The sequence below is a fragment of the Rathayibacter sp. VKM Ac-2804 genome (assembly GCF_009866655.1).
Lineage (GTDB): Bacteria > Actinomycetota > Actinomycetes > Actinomycetales > Microbacteriaceae > Rathayibacter.
The window spans coordinates 4046902-4061178 of record NZ_CP047420.1 but is presented as its reverse complement, the minus strand read 5'-3'; the positions used below and the strand labels follow the sequence as shown (position 1 = coordinate 4061178).

Below are 14277 nucleotides of genomic sequence, written 5' to 3'. Positions count from 1 at the left end.
CCGCGTCCGCGTGCTCGGCGTCCGCGTGCTCGGCGTCGGGGCGCTCAGAGGATCGGCTTCCCGCCGGTGACGGCGATCGTCGAGCCGCTCATGTAGCTGGCGTCGTCCGAGGCGAGCAGCACGTAGGCGTGCGCGACCTCGGCGGGCTGGCCGGGGCGGCCGAGCGGGACCTGCTCGCCGAACGAGGCGACGGCCTCCTCCGGCATCGTCGACGGGATGAGCGGCGTCCAGATCGGGCCGGGGGCGACGGAGTTCGCGCGGATCCCCTTCTCGCCGAGGGCCTGCGCGAGCGAGGCGGTCATGCTCAGCATCGCGGCCTTCGTCGCCGCGTAGGGCAGCAGCTGGTACGACGGCTGGTCCGACTGCACCGAGCTCGTCGCGATGATCGAGGCGCCGCTCGTCAGGTGCGGCAGCGCGGCCTTGACCAGGTGGAAGTAGGCGCTGATGTTCGTCGCGATCGTGCGGTCCCACTCCTCGTCCGGGATGTCGGTGACCTCCTCGCGGCTCATCTGGAACGCCGCGTTGCTGACGAGCACCTCGAGGTGACCGAGCTTCTCGACGGTCTCGGCGACGACGGAGCGGCAGTGCGCCGGGTCCTGCAGGTCGCCGGGGAGCAGCAGCGCCTCGCGGCCGGCCTCGCGCACCCACTTGGCGGTGTCCTCAGCGTCCTCGTGCTCGTTCAAGTACGAGATCGCGACGTCGGCGCCCTCGCGCGCGAACGCGATCGCGACGGCCTTGCCGATGCCGCTGTCCGCGCCGGTGACAAGCGCGACCTTGCCGCGCAGGCGGTCGGAGCCGCGGTAGCTGGTCTCGCCGTGGTCGGCCTTCGGCGTGAGCTCGGCCTCAGTGCCGGGCGGGGTCTGCTCGGGGGATTCCGGAGTCATGATGCTCCCTCTCGTCGTGGGTCGGTTCCTCCATGCAAGCCGCTCCCGCCGCGCCGCACCAAGGGGTTGACGCCCCTCGGTGCCGCTCCGCGCTCCTTCATGCTGGTCGAGGAGCCCCGGAGGGGCGTATCGGGACCCACCCGTGCTGGTCGAGGAGCCCCGCAGGGGCGTATGGAGACCCACCGTCACCACCGGTCGGGCCCTGCAGACCCCACCTGCTGACCACGGTGGATCTCGATACGCCCGCTCCGCGGGCTGCTCGATCAGCACGACTCCTCCCCGACCGTCGCTCGGCAGGAATGTCCGCCGCCCCGTCGATCCGCGCCGTCAAGCCCGCGACACCGGACGTCTCCGGGGAGTTGACTGAGCCGACGCTCCGCAGTGGAGCGCACGAGGAGGCCGACATGAGCACGCCCACCGATCGGGGCACCGGTCCCGACAGCAGCGACCCGACCCGCGACGACTCGAACCGCGGCGACCGCGACGCGACCACCCGCTTCGACACCACGAGCACCGGCTCGACCGCCACGGGCGCGACCGCGACCTCCACCCCCGGTGACCCGTCCGCCGCGCACCGCGCCCCCGTCGACCCCGACTCCACCGAGGCCGCCAAGGCCCGCACCGCCGCCCGCAAGGACATCCACCAGCGCGAGAAGGACCGCTTCGGCGGACTCAAGATCGGCTGCGCGTTCTTCGGCTGGCTCGCGGCGACCGGCCTCGCGGTCATCCTCACCGCCCTGGTCACCGCGATCGGCGCCGCCGTCGTCGGCACCCAGGACGTCACGGCCGACCTGGCCGCGGACCCCGCTGCGTTCGGCTGGGTCGGCGCGATCGCGCTGCTCGTCATCCTCCTCGTCGCCTACTACTCCGGCGGCTACGTCGCCGGCCGGATGGCCCGCTTCAGCGGCGCCAAGCAGGGCGTCGCCGTGTGGGCGTGGGCCGTCGTCGTGGCGATCGTGGTCGGCATCGTCTCCGCGCTCACCGGAGGCAGCCAGATCCTCTCCGCCGTCAGCGGCTTCCCGCAGATCCCCCTCGACGCGGGTGACGCCACCGTCACCGCCGTCGTGACGGTCCTCGCCGCCCTGATCGTCTCGCTGGTCGGCGCCGTCCTCGGCGGCCTCGCCGGCATGCGCTTCCACCGCCGCGTCGACCGCGAGGGCCTCTCCGGCCTGGCCGTCTGACCCCCTCCGCGAGATGCCACTTGAGTACGCCTCTCTCGGCGTGTCGCGTACTCAAGTGGCATCTCGCGGACTGCCGCCAGGACGTGCCCCCGCGGCTGCCTCCGCGAGATGCCACTTGTGAGCTCCCGCCACGGCGTGTCGCCCTCATGAGTGGCATCTCGCGGCAGGGATCGCTCGCCTACGCTCGATCGGGTGGAGAACGCGCGCGCCGGCCGGCTGAGCATCGAGCTCTCGGAGTGGGACCCGCCGGCCGCGCTCGTGGGGCTCCGGGACGAGTACCTCGCCTTCCTCGCGGAGCACGGCGCTGCGGCGCTCGAGCGCGACGGCGGTCCCGAGCACGTCACGGCCAGCTGCTTCGTCCTCTCGCCCGGGCTCGACCGCGTTCTGCTCTGCTACCACCGCAAAGGCCGCTTCTGGGTGCAGCTCGGCGGGCACATCGAGCCCGCCGACGTCTCCGTCCCCGCCGCCGCCCAGCGCGAAGCCCGCGAGGAGAGCGGCCTCGCCGAGCTCACTCTTCTCGGCGCCGCCCCGCTCGACCTCGACCGGCACGGCCTCGGCGGCGGCTTCGGCCGCTGCAGCACCCACTGGGACATCGGCTACGGCGCCGTCGCCGACCCCGCCGAGCCCTTCGTGGTCAGCGACGAGAGCGACGCGCTCGCCTGGTGGCCTGTCGACGCCCTGCCCGAGGACGTCCCACCCGGCTTCCCCGCGCGCCTCGCCGGCGCACTCGCGGCGGCTCGCCGACTCTGACGACCCGAGCGCCGCGACCCCGCCCCGCGCCCCCGCGACCCCCCCCGCGACTCGAGCCCCGCGACCCCGCCCGCCCCGATGCGGCACGATGAACCCATGCCTGACTCCGCGCGCCCCGTCGTCGTCCTCGCCGGAGCGAGCGGCTTCCTCGGCACCGACCTCGCCCGCCGCTTCGAGGCCGACGGCTGGACCGTCCGCCGGGTCGGCCGCTCCGGCCCCGACGCCCGCTGGGGCGACACGGCCGCGATCACCAGGACGGTCGACGGGGCCCGCCTCCTCGTCAACCTCGCCGGCAAGAGCGTCGACTGCCGCTACACCCCGGCCAACCGCGCCGAGATCCTGCGCTCCCGGATCGAGACCACGCGGGAGCTGCACCGCGCCGTCGCGGCCGCCGCGGCCCCGCCGCCGGTCTGGATGAACGCCAGCACGGCCACGATCTACCGCCACGAGGAGGAGCGCGCCAACACCGAGCAGGACGGCGTGCTCGGCGAGGGCTTCTCGGTCGACGTCGCGCGAGCGTGGGAGGAGGCGTTCTTCGCGGGCGAGACGCCCGGGGTCCGCCGCCTCGCCCTGCGGATGACGATCGTGCTCGGCGACGGCCCGGCCACCGGCATCCTGCTGCGCCTGGCTCGGCTCGGCCTCGGCGGCCCGCAGTTCGACGGCCGCTGGCCCGCCACCCGTGCCCGGCGCGCAGCGGGCGTGCACCACGAGTACCGACCCACCCGCGGTCGGCAGCACTTCAGCTGGATCCACGTCGAGGACGTCTACCGCTCGATCCAGTTCTTGGAAGAGCACGGCCTGGAGGAGCAGGCCCTGGACGGCCCGGTGAACCTCGCGTCGCCGAACCCCAGCGACAACACCGAGCTCTCCCGCCTGCTGCGCGCCGCGGTCGGCCGGCGGATCGGCGTGCCCGCCCCGCGCTTCGTCCTCGAGCCGGCGACCTTCGCCCTGCGCACCGAGTCCGAGCTGCTGCTCAAGAGCCGCTGGGTCGTCTCCGCCCGCCTCGAGGAGGCAGGTTTCACCTTCGCCCACCCCCACCTCGACGAGGCCCTCCGCGACATCGTCGCAACCGCGCGCTGACCCGAGGAGTCGCGCGACGCCGCGGCGCATCGGGTGCCGAGGCTGCACTCGTGTCCGGACCGACCGCGGGTCGGCCGCTTCGGATGCTAACGTCACCATGCGCGTCGTCGCGCGGATCGTCCGGGTCCGAGCCGGTTCGCACCTTCCGCCGTGAACGGTCACGGCGCGGGGCGGGCGCGACGCCCGGTCGCGAGGCGTCGTCCACGAGGGAAGCAGGAACCGTGAGAGCCGACGACACCCCGCCCGACCACGGCACGGACCCGGTCGAGGTGTCGACGCCCGCCGAGGTGTGCGTCACCGCGCTGCGCAGGATCGCCGAGGGCGCCCCCACCGACGCCGAGCACCCGGCAGTGCCCGATCCGAGCGGGGGAGGCGGCGCCGCGAGGGTGCACCGCTGGCACCGCACGCTCCTGCACCACGGTGCCTTCTCCCACTGCGAGACCGGTCCCGACGGCCTGCGCCTCCTCCGCACGCCGGTCGGCGTCGTCGCCGTCGTCATCGAGCCGGGGCGCGTCGTCACCGTGCCGGGGGACTGCTGCCAGATCGTGAACGCGACCCTCTCCGCCGAGCTGGACCTGCGCTCGGAGAGGCGGCGGACGGTCCTCAGCGCCCACTCGCTCCTCGACGAGGCGCCGCCGGCCGGGGTCCGACACCTCCTCCCCGGGATCCGCACCTACTCGGTCGATCCCGGGACCGTCCTCACCCTCGCCCTCGAGCTCCTGGCGCGCCCCACCGGCTCCGCCGCACAGTCCTGATGCCCGGCTCCGACAGCCGCCCGCAGCGCCGCCTGCGCCGCGACCCGACCGGCCGGACCCCGGCGCGATGACGGCCGCGCGCGAGAGCGTGAGGCGGATCCTGCGGGCGAACCCGGACTACCGCCGCGTCTTCCTCGCCCAGATCGTCAGCCAGGGCGGCGACTGGTTCACGATGATCCCGCTGATCGTCCTGCTCCAGCGCCTCACCGGGGACGGAGCCCTCGGCGCGCTGCTGCTCGCGGTGGAGACCGCGGTCATCGCCGTCCTCTCGCTCTGGGCCGGCGGGCTCGTCGACCGCACGTCGCGCCGGACGGTGCTGGTCGTCGCGCAGGCGGGGTCGGCGCTCGCCGTGCTGCCGCTGTTCCTGCTGCAGTCGGCGGGGACGGCGTGGCTCGCGGTGCTCACCTTCGGACTGCTCGCGGTCGGGAAGTCGTTCTTCACGCCCGCCGTGAACGCGATCGTGCCCCAGATCGTGCCGCGCGAGAGTCTTCTCGCCGCGAGCACCGGGCTGAACTCGGTCTGGGGCGTGATGCTCGCGCTCGGCGCCTCCCTCGGCGGCATCGCCTCCGCCCTCGTCTCGCCGTACTACTGCTTCGCGATCACCGCCGGCGCCTACGGGTTCTCCGCGCTCCTCCTGCTCGGCCTGCCCGCGGTCCGCGGCGCCAGGCGCAGCACTGCGGCCGAGCGCGAGGCCGGACGCCGCGGAGGAGCGGCCCGGTTCGCCCGCGACGTCCGCGAGGTCGCCGCCTTCTGCCGCTCCGACCGGCGGATCCCGGCCCTCCTGCTGGCCAAGCCCGGCAGCCATCTCGGCAACGGCGCCATCGCGCTCTTCCCCGCACTGGCACTGACGATGGCGGCCGACCCCGCCGTCGCCGCGAGCCTCCTCTTCGCGGCGCGCGGCGTCGGCGCCGTGATCGGCCCCCGCGTCGCCCGGTTCGCGGCGGAGCGCTCGGGCGACCTGAGGGGCGGGATCGTCGCCGCCGTGCTCCTCTTCGGCGTCGCCTACGCGCTGGTGTCGATCAGCACGTCGGTCGTCCTCGCGGTCGCCCTCGTCCTGCTCGCCCACCTCGGCGGCAGCATGAACGCGAGCCTCAGCGGCTACGGCCTGCAGTCGATCACCGCGAACGATCTGCGAGGCCGCGTCTTCGCCGTCGACAACATGATCGCGATGCTCGCCATCGCCCTCAGCCAGGCCCTGGTCGCGCTCGGGATCCTGCTCCTCGAGCCCCGCACGGTCATGGCCCTGTGCAGCGCCGCGGTCCTCGGCTCCGCGGCGCTCTGGTGGTCGGCGACCCGCCGCACGCCCCTGCGCACCGGCTGACGCCCCGACGGCCGGATCGGCCCTCCAGAAGTCGTCGCACCCGAGCTCCCGCTGCGACGACTCTCGAGGAGCCGCCCGCCTAGCAGGCCCGGAGCCTGCCGACCGCGGCCGACAGCGTCGGAGTCCCGCCGAGGATCGTCACGTAGTCGAGATCCTGCCTCCGCATCGCCGTCTTCGTCGCGCCGGGAAGGCAGGTCGGCTCGCTGAGGTAGAGCGGCGCCCCGCGCTCCGCCGCCGCGGGACCGGCGGCCAGGGCGTCGGCGAAGCTCGTCGCCGAGGCGACGAAGGCCTCGTCGATCAGCTCCGACGGCGGATAGAGGGCGTTGAGCAGACGACTGGTGTCGTGCCGATCCGTCCCCGCCACCCGGTGGACGGACTCGACGAGGGTCGACGCGCGCAGGGCCGACTCGATGCCGGCGCTGATCGACGGGGTTCCGCCGAGCAGCTCGCCCGACTGCGCCGAGAGGCGGCGGATCGCGTTCCGCGTCGCGTTGTCCAGATCGCTCCGGGCGCCGTCGACGAGGAGGACGGGCTCCAGCCGACGCCCGGCGATCGGCGCGGCCGACAGGGCGTCGGGGAAGTCCGTGCCGGTCGCGAGGAAGACCGTCGAGTAGTCGGAGCCGAAGGCGTCGGCGACGATCCGCCGCGACGTCTCGTAGCGGTCCCGGCCTGCGATCCGCACGACCGGAGCGTCGGTCAGGTCGTCCAGGCTCCGCAGGACGGCGTCGCTGACCGAGAGGGCGCTCCCGACCACCACGATCCGGCTCGGCCGGAGGTCCTCGACCTGGCGGGCGACGGTCTCGGGGAGCACCGCCGGGTCGGTCAGGAGGAGGCTGCCGCGCTGGAGCGACGCGGCCGGGCCGGCGGACAGGGCGTCGGGCCAGTTCGCTCCGCTCGCGACGTACAGCGGAGAGCCCTGGTACACGTATCCGGCTCGGGAGACCAGGGTCGCGGTCTCGTAGCGGTCCGCTCCCGCCACGCGCTCGACGTCCGAGTCGTACGCAGTCGGGGTGAAGTCGATGTCCGTGAGGCCCTCGGGTTCGAGTGACTGGTACGCGTACTTGCCGAGGCGCGCCGTCTCCTCGAAGTACTCGTCGTCGTAGTCGGGCACGCCCGCCTCGGCGAGCCGGAAGACGTAGACGCCCGTGGGCAGGCGGTCCGCGCCGCTGAACGAGTAGCGGTCCTCCGCGCCCGGCGTGCCACTGGTGGACAGCGAGGCGAGCTTGACCAGATCGCCGGACTCGCTCGTGTACCAGGCCTGGATCTCGAAGTCCGTCGTCGTGACCCCCGGCGCCTCCGCCGGTGTCACCCGGCCTGACACGGTGCCGGCGGCGAACAGCAGGATGTCGACGCCCTCGTTCGACGCGGTGAAGCGCTCCGCCTCGCTCTCGACAGGACTGCCGAAGAGGCCGCCCAGAGGGTTGCCGGCGTTCCACGTCGGGTACCAGGTGTCGTCGTCGATCACCTCCGCGCGCACGGCATAGCTCCCGCCCCCGGGAAGGGTGAGCGAGTAGGTCTCGTCCGTGACGATCTCCTCGACCACGGCGCCGGCCGCGTCCACCGCCCGGACCCGGTACGCCTCGCCGACCGGGGCCGGAGTGGCGGCGTCGACGTCCGCGGTTCGGAGGAGTCCCGACACCACGAAGGTCCCGGCCGCCGAGGCCTGCGCCGGCGACCCGGCCGCGACGGCTCCCGCGAGCAGCGACAGGACCGCCCCCGCGGTGGCCAGGAGACGGACGAGGGACCGGGAGCGGGATGCAGGGGACAACGGTGGCCTTCCGGTGCGGCGGAGGCGGCTCGATCGGGACGACGGCTGCCGGGTGCGCCACACGCTAGCGACGACCGCCGACCCGCGCGCCGCAGCGAGACACGGCGTCCCACGGGGGTGATGAGGCGGAGGCGCCGGCCGGGGCCTCCGTGCTAGCGCCCGGCGACGCGCAGCGCGATGTCGCGGCGGTACTGGCCGCCGTCGAGCGTGATCAGGTCGAGGGCGCGGTACGCGCGCTCGCGGGCCTCGGCGAAGTCGGCGCCGCGGGCGACGACGTTGAGCACCCGGCCGCCGGTGGCGACGAAGCGGCCGTCGACCAGCTGCGTCGCGGCGTGCGCGATCGTGACGCCGGGAACCTCGGCCGCCGCCTCCAGGCCGCCGAGGACCCGGCCGGTGGCGGCGTTCTCGGGGTAGCCCTCGCTGGCGAGGACGACGGTCACGGCGACCTCCTCCGAGAAGGCCGGCCACGGCACGGAGGCGAGCGCGCCGGTCGCCGCGGCGAAGAGCAGTGCCGAGAGGGGCGAGACCAGGCGCGGCAGCACGACCTGGGTCTCCGGGTCGCCGAAGCGCGCGTTGAACTCGATCACGCGGATGCCGGCGTCGGTCACGATGAGTCCGCAGTAGAGGAGCCCGACGAACGGGGTGCGCTCGCGCTCGAGCTGGCGGACGGTCGGGATCGCGACGGTGTCGATGACCTCGTCGACGAAGGCGCGCTCGCTCTCCCAGCGGTCGGCGAGCCAGGGGAGCGGGGAGTAGGCGCCCATCCCGCCGGTGTTCGGCCCCTCGTCGCCGTCGGCGAGGCGCTTGTAGTCCTGGGCGGGCGAGAGCGGGACGACGTCGTGACCGTCGGAGAGGAGGAAGAGCGAGACCTCCTGGCCGGCCAGGAACTCCTCGATCAGCACGTCGCCCGACTGCAGCCAGAACTCGGCGTGCGCGACGGCGGCGGTGCGCGACTCGGTCACGAGCACGCCCTTGCCCGCGGCGAGGCCGTCGGCCTTGACGACGTAGGGGGCGCCGAACTCGTCGATGACGCGCGTCGCGTCGACGAGGGTCGAGACGCGGGTCGCCCGGCCGGTGGGGACGCGGGCCATGTCCATCACGCGCTTGGCGAAGGTCTTCGAGCCCTCGAGGGCGGCGGCCGCGCGGTCCGGGCCGAAGGTGGGGATGCGGCGGCGGCGCAGGGCGTCGGCGACTCCTGCGACGAGAGGGGCCTCCGGGCCGATGACGACGAGCTCGATGCCCTGCTCGACCGCGAAGTCGCTGACCAGGCGCGGGCTGTTGGTGTCGAAGTGGATGACCTCGACGTCGCGCGCGATGCCCGCGTTGCCGGGGGCGGCGATGATCTCGTGCGCCTCCTCCTCCGCGAGCAGAGCGGTGATGATGGCGTGCTCACGGGCACCCGAGCCGAGGACGAGGATCTTCACCCTGACAGGATAGGCCCGCCCCGGAGCGGCCCCGCCCGGCCCGCGCCCCGTCGCCGTGCGACCCGCCTCCCCCTCGCGAGATGCCACTTGTGCGCGCTTTCGGCGGCGTGTCGCGCTCACAAGTGGCATCTCGCGGCGGAGCCGGGCGCCGGGAGACGCCGGGCGGCACGGCAGACTGAGGGCATGGCCAAGGGGAAGATCGACGAGGCGACCGGGCAGGACGCTGTGCGGGCGGCGCTCGCCGGCGGGGCCGACCGGAACACGACCGCGACCGCCGTGCGCTTCCTCCTGCAGATCATCGAGACGAACGTCCCCGGCCGGAGCGTCGAGGTCCGCGTGCCGCCGTTCGGTGCGGCCCAGTGCGTCGAGGGCCCGGGCCACACCCGCGGCACGCCCCCGAACGTGATCGAGATGGACGCCGCCACCTGGCTGCCGCTCGCCACCGGCTCCCTCCCCTGGGCGGACGGACTCGCGAGCGGCCGGATCCACGCCTCGGGCGTCCGCGCCGACCTCTCGCCGTTCCTCCCCCTCCTGCACGTCCGCTGACCGACGGCGAGTTAACTTCTCGTAAACGCACCGCCGCCGCCCCGATCGACGTTTGACGGGCAGGCCCGCGTCGGGTTGTCTGGGAAAGTTCCCCCACTGCGGCAGGAGTTCTCTCCGAATCGCCGCTCGATGCTTGGAGACCTCCCACAGATGCGAAGCGATACCCCGGGCCGTCGCGGCCTGACCAGACTCCTCTCCGTCACCGCCGTCAGCGCGGTCGCCGGAGCGGCCCTCCTCGGAGCGGCCCCCGCGAGCGCCGCAGAGGGCGACGTCGCGATCGACATCCTCTCGATCAACGACTTCCACGGCCGGATCGAGGCCGACGGCACGACCGCCGGCGCCGCGGTCCTCGCCGGAGCGGTCGACTCCTACCGCGCCGCCAACCCGAACACGCTGTTCGTCTCGGCCGGCGACAACATCGGCGCGTCCACCTTCACCTCGAAGGTGCAGGACGACCAGCCGACCCTCGACGTGCTCAACGAGATGGGCCTGGACGTCAGCACTCTCGGCAACCACGAGTTCGACAAGGGCCGCTCGGACGTCGACGGCCGCGTGACCGACGAGTCCGACTTCCCGTACGTCAACGCGAACCTCTTCGACACGACGACCGGCGAGCGCGCCTACGACCCGTACTTCATCGCCGACCAGGGCGGGGTCTCGGTCGCCTTCATCGGCGCGATCACCGAGGACCTCGGCACGCTGGTCAGCCCCGGCGGCATCTCGACCCTCTCGATCGAGCCGATCGTCGAGAACGTCAACGAGGTCGCGACCGAGCTCCAGGACGGGGACGCCGCGAACGGCGAGGCGGACGTCGTCGTCCTTCTTCTCCACGAGGGCGCCGACGCCGACGCCGCCGAGACCAACACCCCCGCGGCAGACCCCAAGTTCGGCGCGATCGTCAACGCGGTCGCTCCGAACGTCGACGCCATCGTCTCCGGCCACAGCCACCAGGAGTACAACGCGACGATCGACGCCGGCCGGGCCTTCCCGACCGTCGTCTCGCAGACCGGCAGCTACGCCGAGAACCTCGGCCACATGGCCCTCACCGTCGACCCGGCGACCAAGCAGCTCACCTCGCTCACCAGCGAGGTCGTCCCGCTGACCGTCGTCGCCGACGACCCCGAGTCCGAGGACCCGGCCGACACCATCGACGTCGGCGCGTACCCGGCCGACCCCGAGGTCGCCGCCATCGTCGAGGCCGCTGCCGCGGTCGCCGTCGAGGAGGGCAGCGTCCAGGTCGGCACCATCACCGACGACATCTCGCGCGCCTACCGCGAGGACGGCATCACCACGAACCGCGGGTCGGAGTCGACGCTGGGCAACCTCGTCGCCGACGCGCAGCTGTGGGCGACGAGCGAGCTCGGCACCCAGATCGCCTTCACCAACGCGGGCGGCCTGCGCGACGACCTCGACTTCGCCGCCAGCGCGGAGACCCCGGGCGACGCCGACGGCGTCGTCACCTACGCGGAGGCGTCCGACGCGCAGCCGTTCGCGAACACCCTCGTGACGCTCCAGCTCACCGGCGCTCAGATCAAGGACCTGCTCGAGGAGCAGTGGGTCGGCAGCTCGAGCCACCCGCAGCTGAAGCTCGCGACCTCGGCCGCGCTGACCTACGTCTTCGACCCGGCCGCCGCCACCGGCTCGCACATCTCGGAGGTCTTCTTCGAGAACGAGCCGATCGACCCGGCCGCGACCTTCACGATCGTGACGAACAACTTCCTCTCGACCGGCGGCGACGGCTTCAGCACCTTCACCGAGGGCACCGGCACGGCCGACTCCGGCCGCATCGACCTCGACGCGTTCGTGTCCTACATCCAGGACCTCGGCACCGTCAGCCCCGACCCGGTCCAGCGCTCCGTCGGACTCACCGCGAACCTGCCCGAGTCGGGCGAGTACGCGGTAGGCGACACCATGACCGTCGACCTCTCCTCGCTGCTCTTCAGCACGGGAGCGCCGACCGACACGGTCGTGACCGTCTCGGTCGACGACGCGGTCGTCACCACCGCCGAGATCGACCCGACGCGGGCCGTGACCGACGACTCGACGGGACGCGCCTCCGTGGCCGTGCCGATCGGCGAGAGCCTCGCGGGCGGCACCCACACCGCGAGCTTCGCCCTGGGCGACGCGACCGGCACGACGATCAGCCTCGACTTCGCCGTCGCGGCCGTCGCCACGACGCCCGCGCCGACCCCGGAGCCCACCGAGACCGTCATCCCGACGACCCCGGCGACGACCGCTCCCGCCGTTCCCGGCGCCTCGGGTGGACCGACGAAGCACCTCGCCGCGACCGGCGTCGACGCGACCCCGGCCTTCGCGGCCGGTGCCGCGGCGCTGCTGCTCGGACTCGGCATGACCGTGGCGCGCCTGCGCCGCCGCATCGCCGCGAAGTAGCACGCGCACAGGAGAGGCCCCGCGGTTCGCGCCGCGGGGCCTCTTCTGCGTCTCCCGGGGTGCGCGACCCGGGGGAACGCGAGAACGCCGCCTCCCGCAGGGGGAGACGGCGTTCGGAACGCGATGAGGTGCTGTCGCGGAGCGCGAGGCTCAGTGGCGGACGGGGACCTGACGGTATCCGTCGCGGCTGGCGACGAGCACCGTCGACACCGTGCCCCATGCGGCGACGGCACCGAGGACGACGAGGATTGCGATGCTCATGAGTGTTCTGCCTTTCGTTGCTCCGACGTGTCTGCCAGGTTTGGCGATCCATCCGCCGGGATGCTCTGTACAACGTCCACTCTCGGGCTTTCTGTTCCTTAGGACAATCGCACTGTTCTTGGCCTGACGTGTAGCGTTCCTTCATGGACGTGCGACGGCTGGAACTGCTCAGGGAGCTCTCGATGCGGCGCTCGATCACCGCGGTGGCGGCGGCGACGCACCGCACCCCGTCCGCGGTGTCGCAGCAGCTGAAGGTGCTCGAGCGGGAGGCGGGAGTGCCGCTGATCGAGCGCTCGGGGCGCGGCGTCGTCCTCACCGCTGCCGGCCGCGAGCTGGCCCGCAGCGCCACCGAGATCGCGACCGCGCTCGAGCGCGCCGACGCGGTCTGGCAGACCTTCAAGAACAACCCGATCGGCGAGGTGACGATCGCGACCTTCCCGACGGCCGGGCAGATGCTGCTGCCGGATGCGCTGGTCGCGCTGCGCAGCGTCGAGGGGCTCGTCGTGCACTGCGAGGACGCGGATCCCGGGACCGACGAGTTCCTCGACCTCACCGCCGACTTCGACATCGTGCTCGCGCACTCGCCCACCGGCCGCAGCGCCTGGGCCGGGCACGGGCTCGCGATGGCCGAGCTGATGGTCGAGCCGCTCGACATCGCCCTGCCGCTCGGCCACCGGCTCGCCGACCGCGCGACCGTGACGGCGGGCGACCTGGTCGGCGAGACCTGGATCGGCGTGCCCGACGGGTTCCCGTTCGAGCGGATCATGCAGGAGATCGAGACGACCTCGGGCGAGCCGGTGCGGGTCGAGCAGCGCTTCGCCTCGACCCGCGTGACGGAGGCGTTCGTCGCAGCCGGCCTCGGCATCGCCGTGGTCCCGCGCTACACCGCGGGCACGGCCGGCATCGTCGTGAAGCCCCTGCGCGGCGTGAACTCCGTGCGCCACATCGTCGCGCTCATGCGCCCCGACCGCGCGGAGCGGCTCTCCGTGCGGACCGTCGTCCGCGAGCTCCGCGCCCAGGCCGGCCGCCTCCTCCACTCCGTCTGACCGCCGCCGCGGAGCCGCGGCGCGGCGCCCTCGGAGCCGCGAGGCGGCGCCCCCTCATGACCGCCCTCGGAGCCGCGAGGCGGCGCCCTCTCGTGACGGGCCGTGAAGCTGCGATGCGGCGCCGCTCCATGCTGGTCGAGCAGCCGCGCAGCGGCGTATCGAGACCCGCCTCTCGATCACGCGCTACCCGATCCGCCGCCCCGTCGCCACTCGGCCCGCGCCCGGCCGCGCACAGGGGACAATGGAGGCATGACCGATCCGCTCGACTCCTCGCCGCGCCCCGACGACGTCGAGATCACCCGCGAGGAGGTCGACGTCCGCCGCTCGCCGCGGGTCTGGCGGATCCTCGCGCTCGGAGCCGGCCTCGGCGCGATCGTCGCGTTCGTGCTCACCTTCGCGCTGCCCGAGACGGAGGGCTTCAGCCAGGCCCAGGTCTTCGGCTTCAGCCTGCTGCTGTTCGTGACGATCTTCGGCGGCCTCGCCGCCCTCCTCGTCGTCCTCCTCGATCGGGTCGTCGGCCGCCGCGTCGTCCGCGCCACGGCCGAGCGCACCGTCGCCCGAGAGGCCGACGGCGACGACGAGCCCACGGACGAGCCGGACGCCGCCCCGGACGAGAACGAGGCGCCCGGCACGGAGCCGGACGCCTCGACGCGCTAGGGACGACGCTCTACACGCGCAGTGGTCAGCGGCGCTTGCGGCCGCTGCGGCTCGTCGAGCGCGCCGCGTTCTGCGTGGCGCGCTTGGCCTTCTGCGACTTCTTCAGGCGACCCGCGATGAACGTCAGGAGCAGGGGCAGCAGGCGGTAGATCACGGGGACTCCTCGTCTCGGGCGCACGGAGCGGCGCCCCACGATGATGGACGCTCCGCCGC

Annotated in this window: 13 protein-coding genes; 9 read left to right on the top strand and 4 right to left on the bottom strand. The window is 73.5% G+C overall.

Annotated elements, in window-relative coordinates; genetic code table 11:
* Window positions 1–44: 44 nt before the first annotated feature.
* Window positions 45–884, bottom strand: coding sequence for an SDR family oxidoreductase (locus GTU73_RS18795; protein ID WP_160091124.1), 840 nt, complete (start codon window positions 882–884; stop codon window positions 45–47).
* A 404-nt stretch (window positions 885–1288) separates the two neighbouring features.
* On the opposite strand from GTU73_RS18795, the gene GTU73_RS18790 reads away from it, so the two are divergent.
* The 5 genes from GTU73_RS18790 (at window position 1289) to GTU73_RS18770 (ending at window position 5971) form a co-directional block, all read left to right on the top strand.
* Window positions 1289–2065 carry a hypothetical protein gene (locus GTU73_RS18790; protein WP_160091123.1) on the top strand — a complete coding sequence of 259 codons (777 nt, stop codon included), beginning with the start codon at window positions 1289–1291 and terminating at the stop codon, window positions 2063–2065.
* Between the two features lie 192 nt (window positions 2066–2257).
* The gene (locus tag GTU73_RS18785) at window positions 2258–2815 is read left to right on the top strand and encodes an NUDIX domain-containing protein (RefSeq protein WP_244231702.1); all 558 of its coding nucleotides are present in this window, start codon (window positions 2258–2260) and stop codon (window positions 2813–2815) included.
* Window positions 2816–2911: 96 nt separating this feature from the next.
* The gene (locus GTU73_RS18780; protein ID WP_160091122.1) at window positions 2912–3895 is read left to right on the top strand and encodes a DUF1731 domain-containing protein; all 984 of its coding nucleotides are present in this window, start codon (window positions 2912–2914) and stop codon (window positions 3893–3895) included.
* Between the two features lie 221 nt (window positions 3896–4116).
* A complete protein-coding gene (locus GTU73_RS18775) occupies window positions 4117–4650 on the top strand; it encodes a hypothetical protein (protein ID WP_160091121.1) in 534 nt (177 codons plus the stop codon).
* A gap of 67 nt (window positions 4651–4717) precedes the next feature.
* A complete protein-coding gene (locus tag GTU73_RS18770; protein ID WP_160091120.1) occupies window positions 4718–5971 on the top strand; it encodes an MFS transporter in 1254 nt (417 codons plus the stop codon).
* Window positions 5972–6050: 79 nt separating this feature from the next.
* Here GTU73_RS18770 and GTU73_RS18765 read toward each other — a convergent pair whose 3' ends face one another.
* On the bottom strand, window positions 6051–7739 hold the full coding sequence (locus tag GTU73_RS18765; protein WP_160091119.1) for a cell wall-binding repeat-containing protein: 1689 nt from the start codon (window positions 7737–7739) through the stop codon (window positions 6051–6053).
* 152 nt (window positions 7740–7891) lie between these two features.
* On the bottom strand, window positions 7892–9163 hold the full coding sequence (gene purD / locus GTU73_RS18760; RefSeq protein ID WP_160091118.1) for a phosphoribosylamine--glycine ligase: 1272 nt from the start codon (window positions 9161–9163) through the stop codon (window positions 7892–7894).
* Window positions 9164–9346: 183 nt separating this feature from the next.
* Between purD and GTU73_RS18755 the strand changes: the two genes are divergently transcribed.
* The 4 genes from GTU73_RS18755 (at window position 9347) to GTU73_RS18740 (ending at window position 14064) form a co-directional block, all read left to right on the top strand.
* Window positions 9347–9709, top strand: coding sequence for a sterol carrier family protein (locus tag GTU73_RS18755; protein ID WP_160091117.1), 363 nt, complete (start codon window positions 9347–9349; stop codon window positions 9707–9709).
* Window positions 9710–9859: 150 nt separating this feature from the next.
* The gene (locus GTU73_RS18750) at window positions 9860–12100 is read left to right on the top strand and encodes a bifunctional UDP-sugar hydrolase/5'-nucleotidase (RefSeq protein WP_160091116.1); all 2241 of its coding nucleotides are present in this window, start codon (window positions 9860–9862) and stop codon (window positions 12098–12100) included.
* Window positions 12101–12504: 404 nt separating this feature from the next.
* Window positions 12505–13407 (top strand): LysR family transcriptional regulator, encoded by a 903-nt coding sequence (locus GTU73_RS18745; RefSeq protein WP_160091115.1) that lies wholly within the window; start codon window positions 12505–12507, stop codon window positions 13405–13407.
* A 249-nt stretch (window positions 13408–13656) separates the two neighbouring features.
* Window positions 13657–14064, top strand: a complete 408-nt coding sequence (locus GTU73_RS18740; protein ID WP_160091114.1) for a hypothetical protein — start codon at window positions 13657–13659, stop codon at window positions 14062–14064.
* Window positions 14065–14089: 25 nt separating this feature from the next.
* On the opposite strand, the gene GTU73_RS19545 is transcribed toward GTU73_RS18740, so the two are convergent.
* Window positions 14090–14218: a hypothetical protein gene (locus GTU73_RS19545; RefSeq protein ID WP_279630801.1), complete on the bottom strand. Its 129-nt coding sequence runs from the start codon at window positions 14216–14218 to the stop codon at window positions 14090–14092.
* Window positions 14219–14277 lie beyond the last annotated feature (59 nt).